Raw genomic sequence first — 17868 nt, 5'->3', positions numbered from 1 at the left:
AACCTATAACTTTGGGGGCTTTTTTTCTACCCTAAACTTCTCAAACACGCTCTAACTGCAAGGTTTTGAAGGTGTACATCGTGGAATGACTCAGCAGAAGTAACTTCCCCTTAGATGCGGCGGCAATGCCTTTGACCTTGTCTAATTGCTCGACATCAGGAGATATGAGCAGAGCATCAACATTTTCGTTTGTCATCTCGGCGATCGCTTGGGTTGGGTTAAAGTCTGTAGCCGCTAGATCGCAATTGACCCGCCCGATCTTGCCACCATCTGCCAAGACTGCTGCGGTAAATTCTTCCTTGACCGATTGACTGGATGAAGAGCCAGAGCTAAAACAAACCCCAAAGTTGTTTTTTCGCATTGTTCTAACGGCATAACGAGATAAAGCATCGGCTTCAAAGCGAATACTTGGCACTGTCCGAAAGATATAGCTCCCTGCGCCTGAGAGCGACTTGGCAGTACTCGTCGGCGAAACCATCACCAAACTCCCCGCTTGGTAGATCGGCGCAGCGGCAAGGGAAGCATTGCTAGAGTTATGCCCTACGACGGCAACAATACTCGTATCTTTAACGAATTCGCTAGCCACCTGTTTGGCGATCACTGGATCGTTATCATCGTTGGAAAGGACGATCCTAATCGGAGAGCCGTTAATGCCACCTGCTTGATTGACCTCATCTTGGGCTTGGGCGACACCGCGTAAAATTTCTTTTGCCACGTTGAGATTCCCGCCAATGGGAACGCTGACCGCGATCGTAAAGGCATTCTTACTGCCAATCTTGGCATTATTCAAATAAATAAATGCTTCTGGATCGTTACGATTGGCTTGCAGGGAAGCTTCAAGCTTGGTAATGGCAGTAGGAAAGTCACCCGCTGCGATCGCCTGTACGCCAGCTTGTTTGTTGGGATTCGTGTCAGCAGCAATTAAGATCTTGTCACCCCGACTTACCCGATTGCTAATATCGATCTTGGTTGGCGAACCCGTATTCGGATCGGAATTCCGATCGGTTGTGCTTGGGAGCAAACTTGGATTGCTGGAATTTTTTAAAAACAACCAGTAGCCACCACCCGCAATTCCTGCTGTGATCAGTAAGGTAACCAAGAGCGTAACTGTTTCTTTTCCGCCTTTAGACATAAATCCTAGGTCAGCACATTTAATACGGCTTTAGGAGATAGCTTATCCTTAAACCAAATCACTTGGGCGGTGGTTTCACTTACCTTTACACCTGCTTTTTCTAGATTGAGTCGTTCTGAGATTGCCAAAATCAGATTATTACTCCCCACTTGGCGCACCTGAGAGAACTTTTTGCGCAGATATTCAGGTCGCCAATAACCCACGATTTCCAGCAAAAACACCCTGCCATCGGGATGCACCAAGCGAAAGTCTGGAATCATCACGCTTCCTGGAATTGGCAGCAAATCGACTTCTCGCTCTAATCGCCATTCTGTTTTTAGGTCAGCCCAGCGATCGGCAAAGGATGCTTCTAGCATGCTGTCATAGGGTTTCCCTGGTGGATAATGGCTTACTAGCCCGCAACCAGACTCTAACGTATATCTACCCGTGCGTTGTTGCTTGCTATAGGGGTCGCGCTCGACCAAGGTGGCAGAGAGACTCCATTTGGTGACGTGAAGTAGGGCAGGTAATAGTTTTGCGATCGCTAGGCCATATCTCGTACTGGCACTAAACAAGCTGGTGGGCCCGTCAATTGTAATTGTGAAGCCGCGATCGGCATCTCCCTCGATGTAAGCCATCAGTTGAAAGAGCTTGAGATATCGAAAGAGCAGCTTATATTCCCCAGGATCGTTGCGATGGACATTGAGAGTGATATTACTGGCACGATAAAATACTCCTTGGACTTGAGATAGGTTATAGCGGTGTAGAAGCGCCTCAGCCGTAGGTGCTTCAAACTCAGTGAGAATACGATTTTCGGCTAGGTCAGCGTACAGACCAGTGCGAATTTGTATAGGTGAGACTTCGCGATTGAGTTCGTGGGTCAGCACTTCTGCTAACTTGTCTAAGGTTTGTTGGGTGGCGTGGCGACTGGGCGTGGTTTGAGCCGCAAGACCAAATACCCTTCGCCTCAGTTCTAAAGGCTCAAGGGGGCTAATCATCTCAAATTTGCTAAAAGCGGTTTTGAGCAGATGAGACAAACCGCGCTTAATCCGATAGTCTGGACTGTCCCCTTCAAGTTCTAATAATTGCCGATCTAGATCGCCTTGGGTACTCCCTTGCGCTTGCTGAAAAATTGCGATGAGGTCTGAAGCGATCGCGCTGTTTTTACTATCTAACTTTAGTTGCTTAGGTGTGACTGCTTCGCCGTTATAGCGATGGATGAGAAGGTCACTGGGTAACATATCTTTTCAGCAGTGTTTTGTTGGCAGTAGTAGTATTACTGATGAGGGCATAGGAATTAGGTAGACTGTGAAAACTAGAAATATTTGTTTTGGTTTGGGCATTGCGATCGCAACGATTTTCGGATTTGGGTCTTGGCAAGATGCAACCGCAGAGCCTCGTGTAAAAGAGCTAAGTGTGTTTCCTGCTGGTAACTCTAAATCTACCAATCCATATCCTGTTTGCCCCAAAAAAGTTACGGTTACTGAAACACCACGCCCCTATTTTGAAGGGGGTTACATGATTGATGGCATTGCTAAATTAGGCGAGATCGCGGATAAATTTTCAGTGTTTGCCGTGGATGACTTTAGTGTAACTTGGGCTGCTAAGCTCAAACCCAAATATCGAGACTGCCACGCAACAGGGCGAGTTACGAGAGTCAATGGCGAGAAATCGGAATACCACTCTTATATAAGGCTGCGATTTACCCAAGAAAAGGTTTTCCTCATCTTAGATATGACGGGTATGTTCGACCCAAACGACAGCACTACCGTAATTATGAAACATGGCGTTAAGGACGGAAACCCCACTTGGACTTGGGCAGGTACTGATTAGTATGGCGAATGCAGAAGTGGAATCTTTTGAGAACTATGCACTGGGGGCTGCGACTTTTGATTTAAGTGGCTTGCCCAAAGAGTACTTTTCTTTGGTGGATGGGAGTAAAAGTATTATTTGGGTACAGCCTATTTTTCAAGCGATCGGTCTTAAGTCGCTTTTAGCAGCATCACTATCTTTAGATACGTTTAATTATGTAGTGATTAGAGGCAACGACTATACAGCCCTCGTAGTAAGGCAGCAAAGTTGTTACCTTGCGATTTTATTGGAGCCAACGAATGAGGCGATCGATGAAAAATTGATCAACTGGGCACGTCAGTTTGATACCAGTAAATTAAAAAAGCATCCCCGTTTTCAGGTTATGTAAGGATCGTGGATTTATTAAGGTGCTGTTCTTTAGAAATAATGGGCATTCTAAAATAATGACTCTACACCATTAGAATTGCAGGTAATTTAGTTCACGATCCTAACTTGAGTCGGCAAATACAAGTATGCAAATTTGAGGTTGTTTCTAGCCCACTATTACTTTTGGGTGCTTGTCATTAGATAAAACCGGCTTCAGATAAAAAGAGGAGGGCAAATCATTAACTTGAAATGCCCTGAGGACGATACAAACCAACTTAGGTTTTGTTGCGACGACGATCTTGCCATTCTAAAAAGGTGAGATAAATCACGCCAGCTGTGACGAGAAATAACAGCACAAAAGCAAGCCAGAAGAAGACACTGATGATTGCAGTTTCAGACATCTCTTTTTATTGTTCTTAGTTGTCGTTTTACTGTTGTTAATCTAGCAACTACATGCCATTCCGACCCCAAACCACAAAAGCGATCGAGAGCGTAAACATGCCTAAAAGAGCGACCCAACCTAATGTCAAGATATCCATGAAAAATTACTGTGCTTACATGTAAGTGTACTGAGTCTCATCATACGCTTTGGTGTTGCCCACAGACAATAGATAACATTTGCTGTGCTGTAAGGGCAGGATTTTCGACTTGCATGAGCGATCGCACCACCGCCACACGACGCGCACCCGCATTGACCACCTCGGCAAGATTATCGGCATCAATGCCCCCGATCGCGTACCAAGGCAGTTCTTTGGGGTCTAATGTTTGAGCAGCATAGCGCACGTAATCAAAGCCTGCCGCTGCCTTGCCCGGTTTGGTAGGCGTGGCGTGAACGGGCCCGACCCCCACATAGTCAGCTTTGGCGTCGATCGCCCGTTGTAATTCATCGGGATTGGTGGTGGACTGCCCAATAATAAACTCTTTGCCTAAAATCGACCTTGCGATCGCCACGGGCATATCCTGCTGTCCCAAATGTACCCCATCGGCTCCCACCGCTAGAGCAATATCCACCCGATCGTTGACCAGAAAGAGCGCGTTGTATTGGTGGCAAATCTGGCAAAGTTGCTGGGCGATCGCAACTCTGTCGCCGTCATCTTCCTCTTTTTGGCGATATTGCACGATCTTGACCCCACCCTGCAAAGCTTCCTCTACGGTTTCGAGGAGGTGATCGCTGGGCATCGTTACCAAATATAAATGGGCATCCTGCAACTTCTGTAGGCGGGTGCGACGGCGATCCTCGTTAGCGTCAGCGGAAAAGTCAGTGGGAAGATCGAGCGAGAGAATTTGGCTTTCTAGGGTGTAAACCTGATAGCGCATTTGCTTAAAAGCTTCTCCCATTTGAGGATCGTAAACCTTGCCATATTCTTCTAAAACGCGCATGGCTTCTTGTAGGCGGCAAAAATTTGCTCTGAGCACAGCTTGGAGGCTACTGCGTTTCTCCTCATTGTCATGGGTTAGGGCTGTCCCAACATCGGCGGGTGTATTCCTAGCTTGACGCAACTCGTCAACGTGCCAAATTGCCAAAGCTTGACGTAGTTGCTTACACCGATTTGATAATTCAGCGCTTTCTAGCCCAAATCGACACCACTCTTCAATGACGCGCAGGGCTTCGCGGCTGCGATCGAGGTTGGCATCGAGAATGCGACACAAAATCCGCTGGGATTGAGTTTGAAGATTATTTTGAGAGAAATTCTGTTCCGCCAAATGTATCACCACTATTTAGGTATCTTGACTTATTGGGTTATTATTCTGAAGGTTTATTAAGATGGCAATCTTTAAAATAATTATCTTGCTGGTGTGATGAGTATTTCTAGAGGTTTTAGAAACTTGAACGGTTTTCACAACTCAAATTTTCGCGACCCGAACTATATAATCTCAAAGCTAACACAGCTAGTTCCGATCGCTTCGGTGTTCGTCGGTTTAGCGTTCTCCGAGAGTCCAGCCTCTGCGCAAAAAAAACTGCAGATTGCAGCTCAAAGATCCCCACAGGTTTTAATTGCTGAAGCCATTCCTCAGACCGTAATCTATGTCGATCCGATTAACGGCAGCGATCGCGCAGGCAATCAGTCTCAAGCCGTCTTAAAAACGATTACCTATGCGCTAAAACTCAGTAGTGGTAGCAATAATGTAATTATTCAGCTAGCACGCGGAACCTATAGTGCGATAAATGGCGAAGTATTTCCCCTCCAGTTGCCACCCAATGTAATTTTGCGCGGCGACGAAGCCAGTAAAGGCAAAGAAATTCGCATCGTTGGCGGTGGCAATTTTAATTCATCCCTGTTCTCAAGTCAGAATGTCACGATTGTGGCAAGCGATCGCGCCGAATTGCGGGGGGTTACGATTACGAACCCGAATGCGCGGGGCTATGGTCTGTGGATCGAGTCTAGCAGTCCCATCATTGCCAACAATACTCTGACAGGCAATCAACAGGATGGCGCGATCGTCACAGGCAATTCGGCAGCACTGATTTCGAGTAATGTCTTTCTCAAGAATGTGGCGACAGGTATCTCCATCAGTGGTGTTGCCAACCCAGAAGTGCGTGGCAATTTGCTCCAAAACAATGGGTTTGGGCTAAATATTTTGCAAGATGCCGCACCGCAAGTTTCAGAAAATAGAATTTCTGGCAACCAAGATGGCATTTTGGCTCAGGGTAACTCCCGTCCTGTCTTGCGAGGTAATGCGATCGAAAATAGCCAACGCAGTGGCTTGATGGTTCTTGCCAGTGCATCTCCTGATTTGGGTAATTCCAAAGATTTGGGTGGCAATATTTTTCGTAACAATAGCCAGTCTGATATTCAAAATGCAACTTCTACGGCGATCGCTTCAGTTGGTAACCAAGTTAATCCTAAAAAGGTGACGGGCAGTCTCCAATTGCTTGATAGCCAAACTACGAGCGTTTCTTCTACAGCCACATCTCTTTTACCTTCTCAGGTTTATCCTCAAGTTTCGCCTGTAAAGCCAACCGTTAGACTGACGCCTAAGCCTCCTAAGCCCATTCAATCTGCTAGTCAAACAGCTAGTTTGATGCCCAAGCCAGTACCCAGTTCTGTTCCAAGCTCAGTCCCTAGCTCCATAACTAACCCAACCACAAGAACGGTAGCCTCAAATCAGGTAACGCCCTCTGTCCAAAACTATTCCCGCACAACACGCCCCGTTTATGTGCCTACATTGAGTAACTCGCTCAATAGCTCGTTAACCAACCCCCTTGATAATTCTCAACTGAATCTACCTCAGGGGTTTGAACCCCTAGCAAATTCTGTGGTTGTGCGCATTGCGCCCAATCAATTTAGCGCTCCTATTCCCACAAACACGACGATTAGTCATGACTTACCCCCGATTCGGATGTCACCTCCTGCTGGGGAGCCTGTAAATCGACCCATTGTGATCGCCCCCCCTTCCCCTACGGCTTTTAGTAATCCAAAAAACAATCCTAGCGATTCCTTTCAGGATGCGTACCGCCGCCCCCGTTACCGTGTTGTTATTCCTGTATCCTCTAGAGAAGACACCTTACAGATTCGTCGTGTAATTCCCAATGCGTTTGCCTCAAACCTCAATGGTCGATTGGTCGTACAGGTTGGGGCTTACAACGATCGCAAAATTGCCAACGCACAGGTGCAAAATTTAGCTCAGTCAGGTTTTAGCGCTGTGGTTGAGACGATTAATCCATAGTTCATTTCCCCTGCAACCTCTATAACGCCAGATCCTCTCGCCTCAAATTGAGATCGCTCGAGCAAGTATTTGAAGACATTATCTGCGAGTCGGAATTAGCCCTGATTCGATCGGCAGAAATTGATGTGGATTAATGGAAATCTCACTCACTTTATTGCCAAGCGTCTCAAATTGGACAAAACCTGTAAGGATAGTTAAATTGAATAATTACTTTAGGAATTGGTTCCTATGTCTGCACATATTTTGCTCGTAGATGACGAACCTGGGCTGAGGGAAGCGGTACAGGCATATTTAGAAGATAGTGGCTTTTTGGTCAGAGTTGCCAGTAATGCCCGCGAAGCATGGCAACTTTTAGAACAAATCACACCCGACTTGGTGATTACGGATGTAATGATGCCGCAGGTGAGCGGCTTTGAGTTTCTCAAACAAATGCGTACGGACGATCGCTTTGTTAGTTTACCCGTAGTATTTCTCACCGCAAAAGGCATGACCAGCGATCGCATTGCAGGTTACCAAGCAGGCTGTGATGGCTATTTATCGAAACCCTTTGACCCTGATGAACTGGTTGCGATCGTTGAGAATCTTTTGATTCGTCGGAACGTGCAAGCAAATAGCAATGCGGCGAATGCAGCAGAAATTACCGATTTAGCAGGACAGTTGGCAGAAATTAAAGCGTTACTCAAACAAAAGCCATCAATTGTCACCACACCTGCCCCCATTAAAATCGAGTTTACCCCCCGCGAACAGAGCGTACTAGAGCTGGTTGTAGAAGGCTTGATGAATAAAGAAATTGCCAAGCGTTTGGGCACAACCATTCGTAATGTTGAGAAATATGTCAGCCGCCTATTTAGTAAAACTGGAACTGGCAGCCGCACCGAACTTGTTCGCTATGCCCTACAACATGGATTGGTGACTTGATCGAGAGCTGAGCTATTGCAATCCTAAATGAGTTGTAGCGCAGGCATCTTGTCTGCATGGGCTGGAAGCCTATAGACCATTAAGGATCGCTATAATAGAATTATTTCAGCTCATGTCAGACATAAAAAATCAGGTAAAAGAATCTCTCAGAAAAGGAACTGGTAGGGCTTTATTACTAGTTAGAGAAAATCAAGATATAGATTTCAGCGATCTGATTTTTGATGCTTGTATAAATTGTCAAGCCTACGATCCTCAATGTCAGGAGAATCGAGCAGAGTATTTATATCGAATCATTGTTTCTACAAAGCAGAGTCAAATACTAGAAAACAAGCTAGTTGGTGAATTACTTAATGAAAGCATAGAGGATTGGGATTTATGCCAATTGTTTTCACTGTGCAAAATTTTTGCTTTAAAAGGAAATGTTGATGCGCGACAAAATCTTTATCGTAGGTTCGATCCAACTAATTGCAGTCGCGAAATTCATGCAACTGATTTAATTGATTTAGACGGATTAGAAGCCTTAGCATTTATTGCTGAAGCTAGGGGAAAATGTTTGCAGAGTGATTCGTCAATTTGGGAAGACGATCATCTTATTACTTATACCAATGAATCTCTATCGGGCACTCAAGCATTATCTTTCTTGCAAGAAAAAGCGATCAATAATAACTTTATTCAAGCTTACTTAGTTGCTGTCAATGCAAATCAGGAGCGTTTGAAAGAACGTAAATCTAAAGATTGGTCTTATGATGCTTTTAATCAAGAGATTCAAGCAGGTCATCTATCCCGTTTCAGCGCATGGCATGCAAGGCTCAAACAAGACGATATTTTAAAAATTGCTGAAGATTTTTTAAACGAAAAGGACGAAAATATACAACAGAGATACTTAAAACTATTCGCAGGAACAAAATTTCCTTTTGAATTTGATAAATTAACAAAATTTGTTGAATCAAATGATGAATCTATTAGAGCGCATGCGTTAAAATCTTTGAGCTTTTTTAAAGACAGTCGAATTAGGCAGATTGCACTAAATAATATTGAAAGTAGAGTATGTTTGCGTGAATCTTTTGAGATCCTATCCAATAACTTTGAAGAGTCAGATTTAGATCTGATTGAAAAAATACTTTTAGAGATTAATGATGATGATGAGTTCCACTATTTAGAGTTTGGTACTTACGAAATCCTTGAAAATGATAGGAACATTGAAATCTGCAAGACCGATAAATTAATCAATTTATTCAAATTAATTTACTCTAAAGAACAATGTTCTTTTTGTAGAGAAGGGACAATTGAATTAATGATTAAATACCAACTCTTACCCAAAGAGATTGCTGAAGAGGCAATTTTTGATAGCAATTCTGATATAGGAGAGCTAGTCCGAAATATGGCATTACAAGCATAGTTGTCATTGAAAGACCCCAAACAAAAACACCCACGCCAACTCAAGTAAGTAGGCGTAGGCGTTATCTTGAAATTTGTAACTTTGCGATTATGCGACGATTTTTAAAGATACAATTTTGTCACCTTTACGAATCGCGTTGACCACAGCCATATCCTCGGTTTTACCAAAGGTAGTGTGGACGCCATCTAAGTGGGGTTGGGGCGAATGGCAGATAAAAAACTGACTTCCCCCAGTGTTTTTACCAGCATGAGCCATAGATAGCGTTCCTGCTAGGTGCTTATTTGAGTTAATTTCACAGTTGATTTTGTAGCCAGGTCCACCAGTGCCAGTACCCAAGGGACACCCACCCTGAATCATGAAGTTATCAATGACGCGGTGAAAGCTTAAGCCGTCATAAAAACCCTTTTGTGCCAAATCCACAAAATTCTTGACTGTATTGGGAGCATCTTGATCGAATAGCTCTAGGTTAATCGTACCTTTGCTAGTTTCCATGATGGCACGGGTCATAAGTTCATCCTTTAGTATTATTATGTCTATTCCGTTGGCTAGTTTAGCTTTGTAAGTCAAACTTTAAACCAACCACAATTTTCTGACAATCTGCTACATTATGCGAAAATATGTTTTCTTAATACTTGGGAGAGGTTTAAGGTATAAGTCATGAAACCAGTATTACTATTTTTAGGTGTACTCAACAACGATGACCTTGACTGGATGATCCTGAAAGGTATCAAGGAAACGATCGCACCGGGTAAGGTGTTGATTCAAGAAGGGAAAGCGATCGATGCGTTTTATATTGTTGTGAGTGGTAGTTTTAGCGTACGCATCGAGTCGTTAGAAAATAAAGAATTGGCTGAATTGGCTAGGTTATTTAGCGGCGAGATCGTTGGTGAAGTGTCATTTATTGATGCGCGCCCTCCTTTAGCAACGGTAAGAGCCGAAACCGAATCTCTCGTACTTTCGATTCCTCGCTTGCAGTTAAATGCTAAGTTGCAGCAAGATACAGGTTTCGCTGCAAGGTTTTATCATGCCATTGCCATTTGTCTGTCCGATCGCTTGCGTGGCACAGTTAGCCGTCTAGGGTATGGTATGGAGTTAGAAGAACTAGAAGATCAAAAAGATAGCTTCGAACAGGGCATCACTGGCAATATGGATCTCGCTAGAGTTAAGTTTGAATGGTTGGTTAATGGTGTAAAAGGACGTAAAGGCAGTTAATAGTTTTCAGCGGCCAGTTTTCAGAGATCGGTCTGAATGTCGATAACCAATAACTGATAACCAATTTAACTGATAACCAATTTAAGGACAGCTAAGTGTCACTTTAGTTGGCGTGTTACTACCTGAGAATGTGCCGCTGGCACTAGAACAAAAATATTTGCGTATAGCAGGTGATAAATTCATAACATTGGCAAAATTGGCATCTTGAATGTTATTGACGTTGTCAACTGTTATGCCTCGAAAGTTAACCCCACTTAAATTTGTACCTGCTAGCTCCACCATCACGAGATTTGCCGAACTTAAATTCGCTGAACTCAGGTTGGCACTAGAGAGAATTGTGAGATAAAGTTCCGCCGATCGCAGATCGGCTAACACCAAATCCGCAGAATCAAGGGTGGCTTGTGTGAGATTTGCTGCGCCTAAATTGCTTTCTCGTAATTTGGCTTTGATTAAATTTGCTTTAAATAAATTTGCTAGTACAAAATTAGTGCCTCTCAAATCTGCCACACCTAAATTGGCTTCGCTGAGATTTGCTCGCATTAGATCAGCCCCCACGACGATCGCAAAACTGAGATCAGCCTTCTTGAGATCGGCACGTAAAAGTAGTGCTTTGGTTAAATTTGCCTCTCTTAGGTTTGCCTCTGTTAAGTCGGCATCCGTGAGGTTGGCACTGGTGAGATTCGCACCTCGCAGATCGGCTTTGGCTAAGGTTACGCCATATAGGTTTGCGCCACTTAGATCGGCTTGATGCAGATCGACGCGCTCTAGTACGGAGTTGCTAAGGTTAATGCCACTTAGATTTACGCCATTGAGCGTTGCATCAGCGAGGTTAACCTGTTTAAAGTCTCTCCGTCCATTTTTGTATTGCTCGAGGAGTTTTTCTCGCGTGATGGGCTCGATCTCTAAGCTCAGTCTAGAAATACTTGGCGTCGCACTTTCTGTCGGCTGAACTGCGATCTCTTGCGTGCGTACCTGCTGCATATGTCGGAACCACAACCATACACTCAGGCTAATGACAAAGATCCCAGCAGACAGAAATATGCGTTTGTAATGTTTGGGTTCTGAAGGATGGGGGATATCTAGCCGCAGCCATTTGACAAATCGGGTCAAGGGTTCGATCGCAAATTCCAAACGACTGTTTTCCCGATCTACATAAACCAATTCACCACTACAGCGTTGGACAACATTGTCATAGAGAATTTGGGTCTCGGTGTCATTAATTTGGGCGATCGACTGAAATACAGGAGACTCCTTGGGTTGGCGAAAGTCATCTTGTCGAAAAATTAGGTTTTTGTTGTCTTCATGGAAGGAATCCCAGAGTTCTGGCTGTTTTGCCAATGCCTTGAGCGATAGCGAGATCACATCAAAGGAAAAATCATCGACCTGTTCGCCAAAATCTTGCAGCGATCGCTCTGGGAGCTGATAGTTGGGATGCCCTGTCTCGTAAGGGGGAATTCCTTTGAGGGCAGGCACATACATCCCGTCATAGTCCACCAACTTTAATTGTCCCGATCGCGTCACCATGATGTTGCCATGTTGAAGATCGCCATGGGCGATGCCTGCATCTCTGAGGTCTTGCTTGAGCTGCTTGAGTTCTCGATCTAAATTTAGTAATTTGTCAGGATCGTTGAGGTGATCGCCAATGTAGCGATCGAGTTCGACCCCATCGACCCAATCCATTTTGAGAATGGGATACCAAGCGTCTTTGACTAAAATTCCTTGTTCTAGGAATTGAAAGTGCACGAGGTAGGGAAGCTGATGCTCGTCTAGATATTCGCTAATGGCGGCATAGCGCTGTTGCACGTCAGGTTGCGGCACGCGGATAAAGCAGCGTACTGCCCAAGAACAGCCAGCATCCATGAGCTTGTAAACGGTGGCAAAATTTCCCGACCAAAGTGTAATTCTGCCTCGGCTATTTTTGGCTGGTTGCGATCGCTTTAACAGTTTGTCGGCAAAACAGACCTGCGGATTTTGAACTGCGGCAGTAAAGTCAATGTTGAGCGGCCAATTTTGCGGAGAAGTTGCAATCATTACTCTGTAGAAAAAGAATCAAACATCAGAGAGGCAAGGAAGTAGAATTCTCGATAATTTCAGCTTAAGGCTGGCGATCTAGATTTGGGTTTACTCCTAAATTTAGCTTGAGGATTTGATTGGGCTTTACTACTGAATTTGGATATACAGCAAGGTCGTATCATCATTAGGCATTTCTTGGCGATCGCGTAAATGTGTCACCCAATCTATAAAATCCGCCTGCGTGTTGATACTATCTAATTCTACCCAAGGATTTTTTTGTGTTTCTAAACTGGCAAAGATCCAGGCAGCAAGGGCATCTGTCACCAAATAAAAGCGATCGCCCGCTTTGGCTTGGTGGGATACAAACTGCGCCACAATCGGATTGAGATCGTCATGAAGGGGCATCTTAGTGCCCAATAGTTGCGGTCTGTAGCCAAACTCGCGGCTATGTGCGAGCGGAAAGCTATGGAGCAGTAAAAAATCTCTCACCACAAATAGGCAGGAATCTCCCACGGCGATCGCCTGCCACTGACGATTCGCATCAATCTCTAGACCGAGTAAAGTCGCATAGGTTCCTTGCTCAGCTTTACGTTTTGCGAACCAAAGTAAATCTTGATTCGCCAGCCAAGTTTCCCAAGTTTTTTGTAGTGGTGTCAACCAATCGAAGAGCGAGAATTTGCCATGACTTTCCTCTTCTTTTGTATGTTCTTGAGCGATTGGAGTTTTGGGAATGGATGCTTGTACAAATTGGCTCACCAGTTGTCTTGCCCACTCTTTTGCAAAAGATGACTCTGTAGCACCATCTGCCACACTAAAACGACAAACATCGGCTTCGAGCCGCCACATATAGGCATCTTCACATTCATCAGGCTGGCCACCTGCCTTATTGATGGAATAGCAACGGATGACTTTCGCAAAGCCAGAATCTAAGGCGTTTTCTAAAGCTGGAATGAACGGCGCTTCCAATTGGCAGGTTGATGAGGCGATCGATGGCATTACGCTTAAAGGCTTAGGCTGATGGCTCAACAGATAACTATGTTGGTAACTTGCCGCTTTTCGTTTGGCAAGTTTTGCTCTTGTCGATGACCTTCTATTTCTGCGCCTCATACTTAATATTTTGCCTAAAGTGCGAACTTTACCTGAAGTGCTGACTTTGCTCAAAGTGTTGGAGGCAGTTCTAGAAATATGATTTTAAGGTCTTTTTTGGCTGACCCAATGGTCTGAGTTACTCATGATTTAAATGCACAGATCCTCAGCGATTTTTTGTAGCTTGTGTAGGTAGGTTTTGTTTCTATAGACGAGACTAAAGTCGTCAAGTTCGAATCCTTAGCGCAAATTATCTGTGCGAGTACCGATATCTAGAAATTGTATTAATTTAACAGGATCGGCATTGAACATAAATGCACGAGATTCAGATGAAACTTTATAGCCTTCCTTTTCCGCCGCATTTTTGGCAGCTTTGGGTAGGGGGCTCGAAATTTCGTACATGAGCTTAGCGTAGGGGTCTTGCAAGACATCAGCCGTACTAGGAAAAGAAATTTGAGAAACATCTTCCGAGGATAGGTGAATGTTATAAAGCAATACAGAGCCGTCATTGGTGTGTACTTCTTTAAGGCGGTTAGCCGCCTCACGGGGATCTCCGTCCGTAGACTCGCCATCCGTGATGTTAATGATCGTAGGAGGATAACTTTGAGGGTGCTTTTCTACCCAATCTTGCAACAATCCCCGCGCCATCTCAAACACATTACACATGGCAGTACCGCCATTGGCGATCGGCTTAAACCAGATGGGGAAGTCGTTAGAAACTTCAACAATGCCCCCCATACCGTCCGACACCTGCTGTGTACGATGCTCTAGCTCAGCCGGGTTTTCATAGATGGTGCTAATGGGCGCGATCGCTTGTCCAGACAAACTCCCATCCAGAGCAGGCGCAACCTCACTGTTATAGCCAATTACCCCTACATCAAAATAGTTGTAAATTTCATTTCCTTTGACACAGCGTTGTCCTAGCGAGTCTAAAAGGCGATTCACCGCATCAGCCACCACTTGTGCTTTCTGGAGTTCATGTCCGCTTTTCGGGTCAAAACTATCTGCCATGGAGCCAGACTGATCGACCAAGAACAAGAAACAACTGGGGTGACGACGACTAATTTCCGCAGAGTAAGGCATAGAAAGTTATGACAGGGTTGGAAATTTAGTAAAAATTCTTTGCAACTATATTTTCAGTGACTACGTTTTAGCAACTGTTTTTTGTCACTACTTTTTGCCACTATTTCACTGGAGAATTCACGAAAAACTGCAATCTATACTAGATTCAGTCTATCAAACCACAACCCAATTTACTGAATTGTTCAGCCATTTATAGTAAGCGATCGCTTACTTCTTTGAATAGGTCTGCGTGTTATCTTAAGCTAAGGATTAGCGCAACACTAGATCGCCTTGCAACTCACATAACTAGGCAGAGAAGCGAATGGCTCAAATTAGCCTGAAAAAGATGATTCTCAAAGGGGAAGTCAAGCATATTGTTAGAAGCATGCTTGATAATTCCTCCGATTCCATCTCCATCCAAGATGAAAATGGAAACCTTTTAGTTGAAAATTTAACGGGGAACATAACGGGGAACTCTGCTGAAAATATTGCGAATCCAATCAGAAGTTTGCAAAAGGAAGCGATTTCAACACCAGATGCTTCAAAGCTAGATGAGAATTTAGAACTTCAACCCTCTCAACTCCACAAACAAGCCATTGAAGTATCGGGTGAAGTGGTGGGCTGGGTGACAGGTACTGCTAGTACCAGAGTCGATGCTGTTGTGATTTTACTTACCCATCTTGCGACCCGAGAAATTGAGCGTAAAACCTTAGCTGCGGAAGCATTAGACAAATACCGAGAAATTAATTTCCTCTATAACATTTCGGGCAGAATGGCTAGCTGCCTTGGTATTCGAGAAGTCTCCGATCTGGTAATTGAGGAAGCTCGCAAGCTGATCGAAGCCACCAGTGCCTCCGTGATGTTGCTCAATGAAGATACCGATCTTTTAGAGATTGTCTCTGGGGTGGGAACAGCTTCTAAAAACGTTCTGGAACTTCGATTGGGAGAAGGAATTGCTGGTTACGTTTTGAAGACAGGCAAAGCCGAAATTGTAAATGACCTCTCTACCGATCCGAGGTATATTCCCAGTGACTCTCCTGCCTATGCGCTCATTTGCGCTCCCCTAAGAACAAAAGATAAAACCATTGGGGTGATTAATATCAGCAATACAAATCCTGTGAACTATACTTCAGAGGATCTTAAGCTGTTTACCGCTTTGACCGCTCAGGCATCAGCGGCGATCGAGAATGCCCTGCTGCATGAAAATAAACTCAAAGAAGAGCGCATCAAAAACAATTTGGAACGATATCTCTCGCCTCAAGTTGTCCAAGCTGTGATCGGTGCAAAGGGTGAGGTATCTCTAAATACAACCAAGCGCAATCTCACCATGTTGTTTTCTGATATTCGTGGGTTCACAACTAAATGCGAAGAACTTGCCCCCGAAGAAGTGGTGATGTATTTAAACGAATACTTTACCCACATGGTATCTGTGATTTTTAGTCATAGAGGTACGGTGAATAAATTTGTAGGTGACATGATTGTCGCTATGTTTGGCGCACCCTCAAGGCTCCTCGATCACGAACGTCGTGCCATTGAAACAGCGATTGAAATGCAAAAGCGCATTCGCACAATTCCCGTACCTTGGATTAGAGAAAACTTTATTACAGGCATTGGTATTAGTACAGGGGATGTGGTGGTGGGAAATATCGGTTCACCACAACATATGGACTACACTGCGATCGGTGATGAGGTCAATATTGCCTCTCGGTTACAGTCGATCGCATTAGGTGGTCAGATTTTGGTTAGCCGAGGTGTCTATGAGGCCACAAAGGACAGTTTTGAGTTTAAAGAATACGGTATTGTACAAGTGAAGGGGAAAAAGAAAGCGATCGAAGTATTCGAGGTTATACACTAAGTAAGTGTAGAGTACGAGAGATTATGGCAAAGAAAGTTTTGATTGTTGATGACGAGCCACATATCCGCCTGTTGCTAGAGCAAACCTTAGAAGAGTTAGAGGATGAAGGCGTAGAACTGCTAACCGCAGACAATGGCGCTGATGCCTTAGAAAAGATCAAAACCGAAAAGCCCGATCTTGTCTTTCTTGATGTGATGATGCCCAAGATGAATGGATTTGATGTTTGTCATGCGGTGAAACGCGAATTAAATCTTGATAATGTATTTATCATCATGTTGACGGCAAAAGGACAAGAGTTTGACAAAAACAAAGGGAATGAGGTGGGGGCAGACATTTATATGACGAAGCCCTTCGATCCAGATGAAGTTTTAGAGAAAGCCTACGAAGTTTTAGGTATCGAGCATTAAGTACATAAATTCACGATCCCATGGGGTAATGCCCCAGAGCCTACTCTGTGGGATCTAGGGCAACCACAGGGGGATTGCCCTTACGATCGGTGGTATGTATTTTGGGGATATTGCTTTAGCCAGCAGTGGCTGTAGCGATCGCAGGTAGACCGACATTACAGCCACCCAAACCGCAATAGCCATTGGGGTTTTTCGCTAGGTATTGCTGGTGGTAGTTTTCGGCATAGTAAAACTCTGGGGCATCGAGAATTTCAGTGGTAATCGTGCCATGTTTTGCTGCTGTTAAGGCTTGCTGATAGCTGACAAGGGACGCTTTTGCTAGCTCTTTTTGGGCTTCTGAATAGACATAAATCCCCGAACGATATTGCGTACCCGCATCGTTACCCTGCCGCATTCCCTGCGTGGGGTTATGGTTTTCCCAAAATACTTTCAAAATACCTGCATAGCTGATTTTTTTTGGGTCAAAGACAACCAAAACGACTTCGTTATGACCTGTCATGCCCGAACAAACTTCTTCGTAGGTGGGGTTAGGAGTAATTCCTGCGGCATAGCCTACAGCCGTGCTAAACACACCCTCTTGCTGCCAAAACTTACGTTCTGCGCCCCAAAAACATCCCATCCCAAACATGGCAACTTCTAAACCGTCAGGAAAGGGAGACTTAAGCGGATTGCCATTGACATAGTGACGTGCAGGAACCGGCATTGACTCTGTACGTCCGGGTAAAGCCTCTTGAGCAGTGGGCAAAGTGAGTTTCTTACCAAATCCAAATAAGGCCATGATTTCATTTTGATGTTTGAGTGGATATCTCTATTTTAATCAACAGTAAAGTAATGCAAACAAATCAAGTAGCGATCGCAGTGGGAAATAAAAGAATGAATTAGGTTGAATTTTAATGAAATATATATAGGGCATCTCTAAAAATACAAACAAGAGTAGGAAGGGATTTGAGGAAAATGA

18 protein-coding genes are annotated in these 17868 nt (G+C 44.4%); 8 read left to right on the top strand and 10 right to left on the bottom strand.

What is annotated here, in order from left to right; all coding sequences use genetic code 11:
* Positions 1-40: 40 nt before the first annotated feature.
* Both V2H45_RS20685 and V2H45_RS20680 read right to left on the bottom strand, forming a co-directional pair.
* Positions 41-1132, bottom strand: a complete 1092-nt coding sequence (locus V2H45_RS20685) for an ABC transporter substrate-binding protein (protein WP_330485581.1) — start codon at positions 1130-1132, stop codon at positions 41-43.
* 5 nt (positions 1133-1137) lie between these two features.
* On the bottom strand, positions 1138-2352 hold the full coding sequence (locus V2H45_RS20680; protein ID WP_330485580.1) for a DUF790 family protein: 1215 nt from the start codon (positions 2350-2352) through the stop codon (positions 1138-1140).
* 67 nt (positions 2353-2419) lie between these two features.
* On the opposite strand from V2H45_RS20680, the gene V2H45_RS20675 reads away from it, so the two are divergent.
* Positions 2420-2944: a hypothetical protein gene (locus tag V2H45_RS20675; RefSeq protein WP_330485579.1), complete on the top strand. Its 525-nt coding sequence runs from the start codon at positions 2420-2422 to the stop codon at positions 2942-2944.
* Positions 2895-3311 carry a hypothetical protein gene (locus tag V2H45_RS20670; protein ID WP_330485578.1) on the top strand — a complete coding sequence of 139 codons (417 nt, stop codon included), beginning with the start codon at positions 2895-2897 and terminating at the stop codon, positions 3309-3311. The genes V2H45_RS20675 and V2H45_RS20670 overlap by 50 nt, the downstream gene beginning before the upstream one ends.
* A 253-nt stretch (positions 3312-3564) precedes the next feature.
* On the opposite strand, the gene V2H45_RS20665 is transcribed toward V2H45_RS20670, so the two are convergent.
* Genes V2H45_RS20665 through V2H45_RS20655 form a run of 3 tightly spaced genes read right to left on the bottom strand, consistent with a single transcriptional unit; the run spans position 3565 to position 4993 of the window.
* The gene (locus tag V2H45_RS20665; protein ID WP_330485577.1) at positions 3565-3690 is read right to left on the bottom strand and encodes a hypothetical protein; all 126 of its coding nucleotides are present in this window, start codon (positions 3688-3690) and stop codon (positions 3565-3567) included.
* A gap of 48 nt (positions 3691-3738) precedes the next feature.
* Positions 3739-3828: a cytochrome b6-f complex subunit PetN gene (gene petN, locus V2H45_RS20660; RefSeq protein ID WP_330485576.1), complete on the bottom strand. Its 90-nt coding sequence runs from the start codon at positions 3826-3828 to the stop codon at positions 3739-3741.
* Positions 3829-3868: 40 nt separating this feature from the next.
* The gene (locus V2H45_RS20655; RefSeq protein ID WP_330485575.1) at positions 3869-4993 is read right to left on the bottom strand and encodes a thiamine phosphate synthase; all 1125 of its coding nucleotides are present in this window, start codon (positions 4991-4993) and stop codon (positions 3869-3871) included.
* A gap of 96 nt (positions 4994-5089) precedes the next feature.
* Here V2H45_RS20655 and V2H45_RS20650 point away from each other — a divergent pair, with 96 nt between their 5' ends.
* The 3 genes from V2H45_RS20650 to V2H45_RS20640 all read left to right on the top strand — a co-directional run bounded on the left by V2H45_RS20650 (position 5090) and on the right by V2H45_RS20640 (position 9275).
* Entirely contained in the window at positions 5090-6958 is a 1869-nt protein-coding gene (locus V2H45_RS20650; RefSeq protein ID WP_330485574.1) for a DUF1565 domain-containing protein, read from the top strand.
* A gap of 228 nt (positions 6959-7186) precedes the next feature.
* Positions 7187-7876 (top strand): response regulator transcription factor, encoded by a 690-nt coding sequence (locus tag V2H45_RS20645; RefSeq protein WP_330485573.1) that lies wholly within the window; start codon positions 7187-7189, stop codon positions 7874-7876.
* A gap of 112 nt (positions 7877-7988) precedes the next feature.
* A complete protein-coding gene (locus V2H45_RS20640) occupies positions 7989-9275 on the top strand; it encodes a hypothetical protein (RefSeq protein ID WP_330485572.1) in 1287 nt (428 codons plus the stop codon).
* Between the two features lie 87 nt (positions 9276-9362).
* Here the strand turns inward: V2H45_RS20640 and V2H45_RS20635 are convergent, their stop codons facing one another.
* Positions 9363-9782 carry a peptidylprolyl isomerase gene (locus V2H45_RS20635; protein ID WP_330485571.1) on the bottom strand — a complete coding sequence of 140 codons (420 nt, stop codon included), beginning with the start codon at positions 9780-9782 and terminating at the stop codon, positions 9363-9365.
* Between the two features lie 150 nt (positions 9783-9932).
* Here V2H45_RS20635 and V2H45_RS20630 point away from each other — a divergent pair, with 150 nt between their 5' ends.
* Positions 9933-10487, top strand: a complete 555-nt coding sequence (locus V2H45_RS20630; protein ID WP_330485570.1) for a cyclic nucleotide-binding domain-containing protein — start codon at positions 9933-9935, stop codon at positions 10485-10487.
* 81 nt (positions 10488-10568) lie between these two features.
* Here the strand turns inward: V2H45_RS20630 and V2H45_RS20625 are convergent, their stop codons facing one another.
* From V2H45_RS20625 to V2H45_RS20615, 3 genes are all read right to left on the bottom strand, one after another.
* Positions 10569-12518, bottom strand: coding sequence for a pentapeptide repeat-containing protein (locus V2H45_RS20625; protein WP_330485569.1), 1950 nt, complete (start codon positions 12516-12518; stop codon positions 10569-10571).
* A gap of 129 nt (positions 12519-12647) precedes the next feature.
* Positions 12648-13607, bottom strand: coding sequence for a hypothetical protein (locus tag V2H45_RS20620; protein ID WP_330485568.1), 960 nt, complete (start codon positions 13605-13607; stop codon positions 12648-12650).
* 219 nt (positions 13608-13826) lie between these two features.
* On the bottom strand, positions 13827-14669 hold the full coding sequence (locus tag V2H45_RS20615) for a vWA domain-containing protein (protein WP_330485567.1): 843 nt from the start codon (positions 14667-14669) through the stop codon (positions 13827-13829).
* 301 nt (positions 14670-14970) lie between these two features.
* On the opposite strand from V2H45_RS20615, the gene V2H45_RS20610 reads away from it, so the two are divergent.
* Together V2H45_RS20610 and V2H45_RS20605 are read left to right on the top strand one after the other, a co-directional pair.
* Entirely contained in the window at positions 14971-16503 is a 1533-nt protein-coding gene (locus V2H45_RS20610) for an adenylate/guanylate cyclase domain-containing protein (RefSeq protein ID WP_330485566.1), read from the top strand.
* 23 nt (positions 16504-16526) lie between these two features.
* Positions 16527-16910 (top strand): response regulator transcription factor, encoded by a 384-nt coding sequence (locus V2H45_RS20605; RefSeq protein ID WP_330485565.1) that lies wholly within the window; start codon positions 16527-16529, stop codon positions 16908-16910.
* A 115-nt stretch (positions 16911-17025) separates the two neighbouring features.
* Here the strand turns inward: V2H45_RS20605 and msrA are convergent, their stop codons facing one another.
* Positions 17026-17688: a peptide-methionine (S)-S-oxide reductase MsrA gene (gene msrA / locus V2H45_RS20600; RefSeq protein WP_330485564.1), complete on the bottom strand. Its 663-nt coding sequence runs from the start codon at positions 17686-17688 to the stop codon at positions 17026-17028.
* Positions 17689-17868: the final 180 nt, after the last annotated feature.

This window comes from Tumidithrix elongata BACA0141, assembly GCF_036349135.1.
Classification (GTDB): Bacteria; Cyanobacteriota; Cyanobacteriia; order Pseudanabaenales; family Pseudanabaenaceae; genus Tumidithrix; species Tumidithrix elongata.
Note: the sequence above shows the minus strand (reverse complement) of the source record. Positions and strands in the feature narration are given on the sequence as shown.

Coding starts and splice junctions, on each gene's coding strand:
- V2H45_RS20665 (WP_330485577.1), bottom strand. CDS start 3,690: ATGTCTGAAACTGCAATCATCAGTGTCTTCTTCTGGCTTGCTTTTGTG.
- V2H45_RS20635 (WP_330485571.1), bottom strand. CDS start 9,782: ATGACCCGTGCCATCATGGAAACTAGCAAAGGTACGATTAACCTAGAG.
- V2H45_RS20650 (WP_330485574.1), top strand. CDS start 5,090: ATGAGTATTTCTAGAGGTTTTAGAAACTTGAACGGTTTTCACAACTCA.
- V2H45_RS20620 (WP_330485568.1), bottom strand. CDS start 13,607: ATGAGGCGCAGAAATAGAAGGTCATCGACAAGAGCAAAACTTGCCAAA.
- V2H45_RS20645 (WP_330485573.1), top strand. CDS start 7,187: ATGTCTGCACATATTTTGCTCGTAGATGACGAACCTGGGCTGAGGGAA.
- V2H45_RS20615 (WP_330485567.1), bottom strand. CDS start 14,669: ATGCCTTACTCTGCGGAAATTAGTCGTCGTCACCCCAGTTGTTTCTTG.
- V2H45_RS20630 (WP_330485570.1), top strand. CDS start 9,933: ATGAAACCAGTATTACTATTTTTAGGTGTACTCAACAACGATGACCTT.
- V2H45_RS20680 (WP_330485580.1), bottom strand. CDS start 2,352: ATGTTACCCAGTGACCTTCTCATCCATCGCTATAACGGCGAAGCAGTC.
- V2H45_RS20605 (WP_330485565.1), top strand. CDS start 16,527: ATGGCAAAGAAAGTTTTGATTGTTGATGACGAGCCACATATCCGCCTG.
- V2H45_RS20685 (WP_330485581.1), bottom strand. CDS start 1,132: ATGTCTAAAGGCGGAAAAGAAACAGTTACGCTCTTGGTTACCTTACTG.
- V2H45_RS20610 (WP_330485566.1), top strand. CDS start 14,971: ATGGCTCAAATTAGCCTGAAAAAGATGATTCTCAAAGGGGAAGTCAAG.
- msrA (WP_330485564.1), bottom strand. CDS start 17,688: ATGGCCTTATTTGGATTTGGTAAGAAACTCACTTTGCCCACTGCTCAA.
- V2H45_RS20670 (WP_330485578.1), top strand. CDS start 2,895: ATGGCGTTAAGGACGGAAACCCCACTTGGACTTGGGCAGGTACTGATT.
- V2H45_RS20625 (WP_330485569.1), bottom strand. CDS start 12,518: ATGATTGCAACTTCTCCGCAAAATTGGCCGCTCAACATTGACTTTACT.
- petN (WP_330485576.1), bottom strand. CDS start 3,828: ATGGATATCTTGACATTAGGTTGGGTCGCTCTTTTAGGCATGTTTACG.
- V2H45_RS20640 (WP_330485572.1), top strand. CDS start 7,989: ATGTCAGACATAAAAAATCAGGTAAAAGAATCTCTCAGAAAAGGAACT.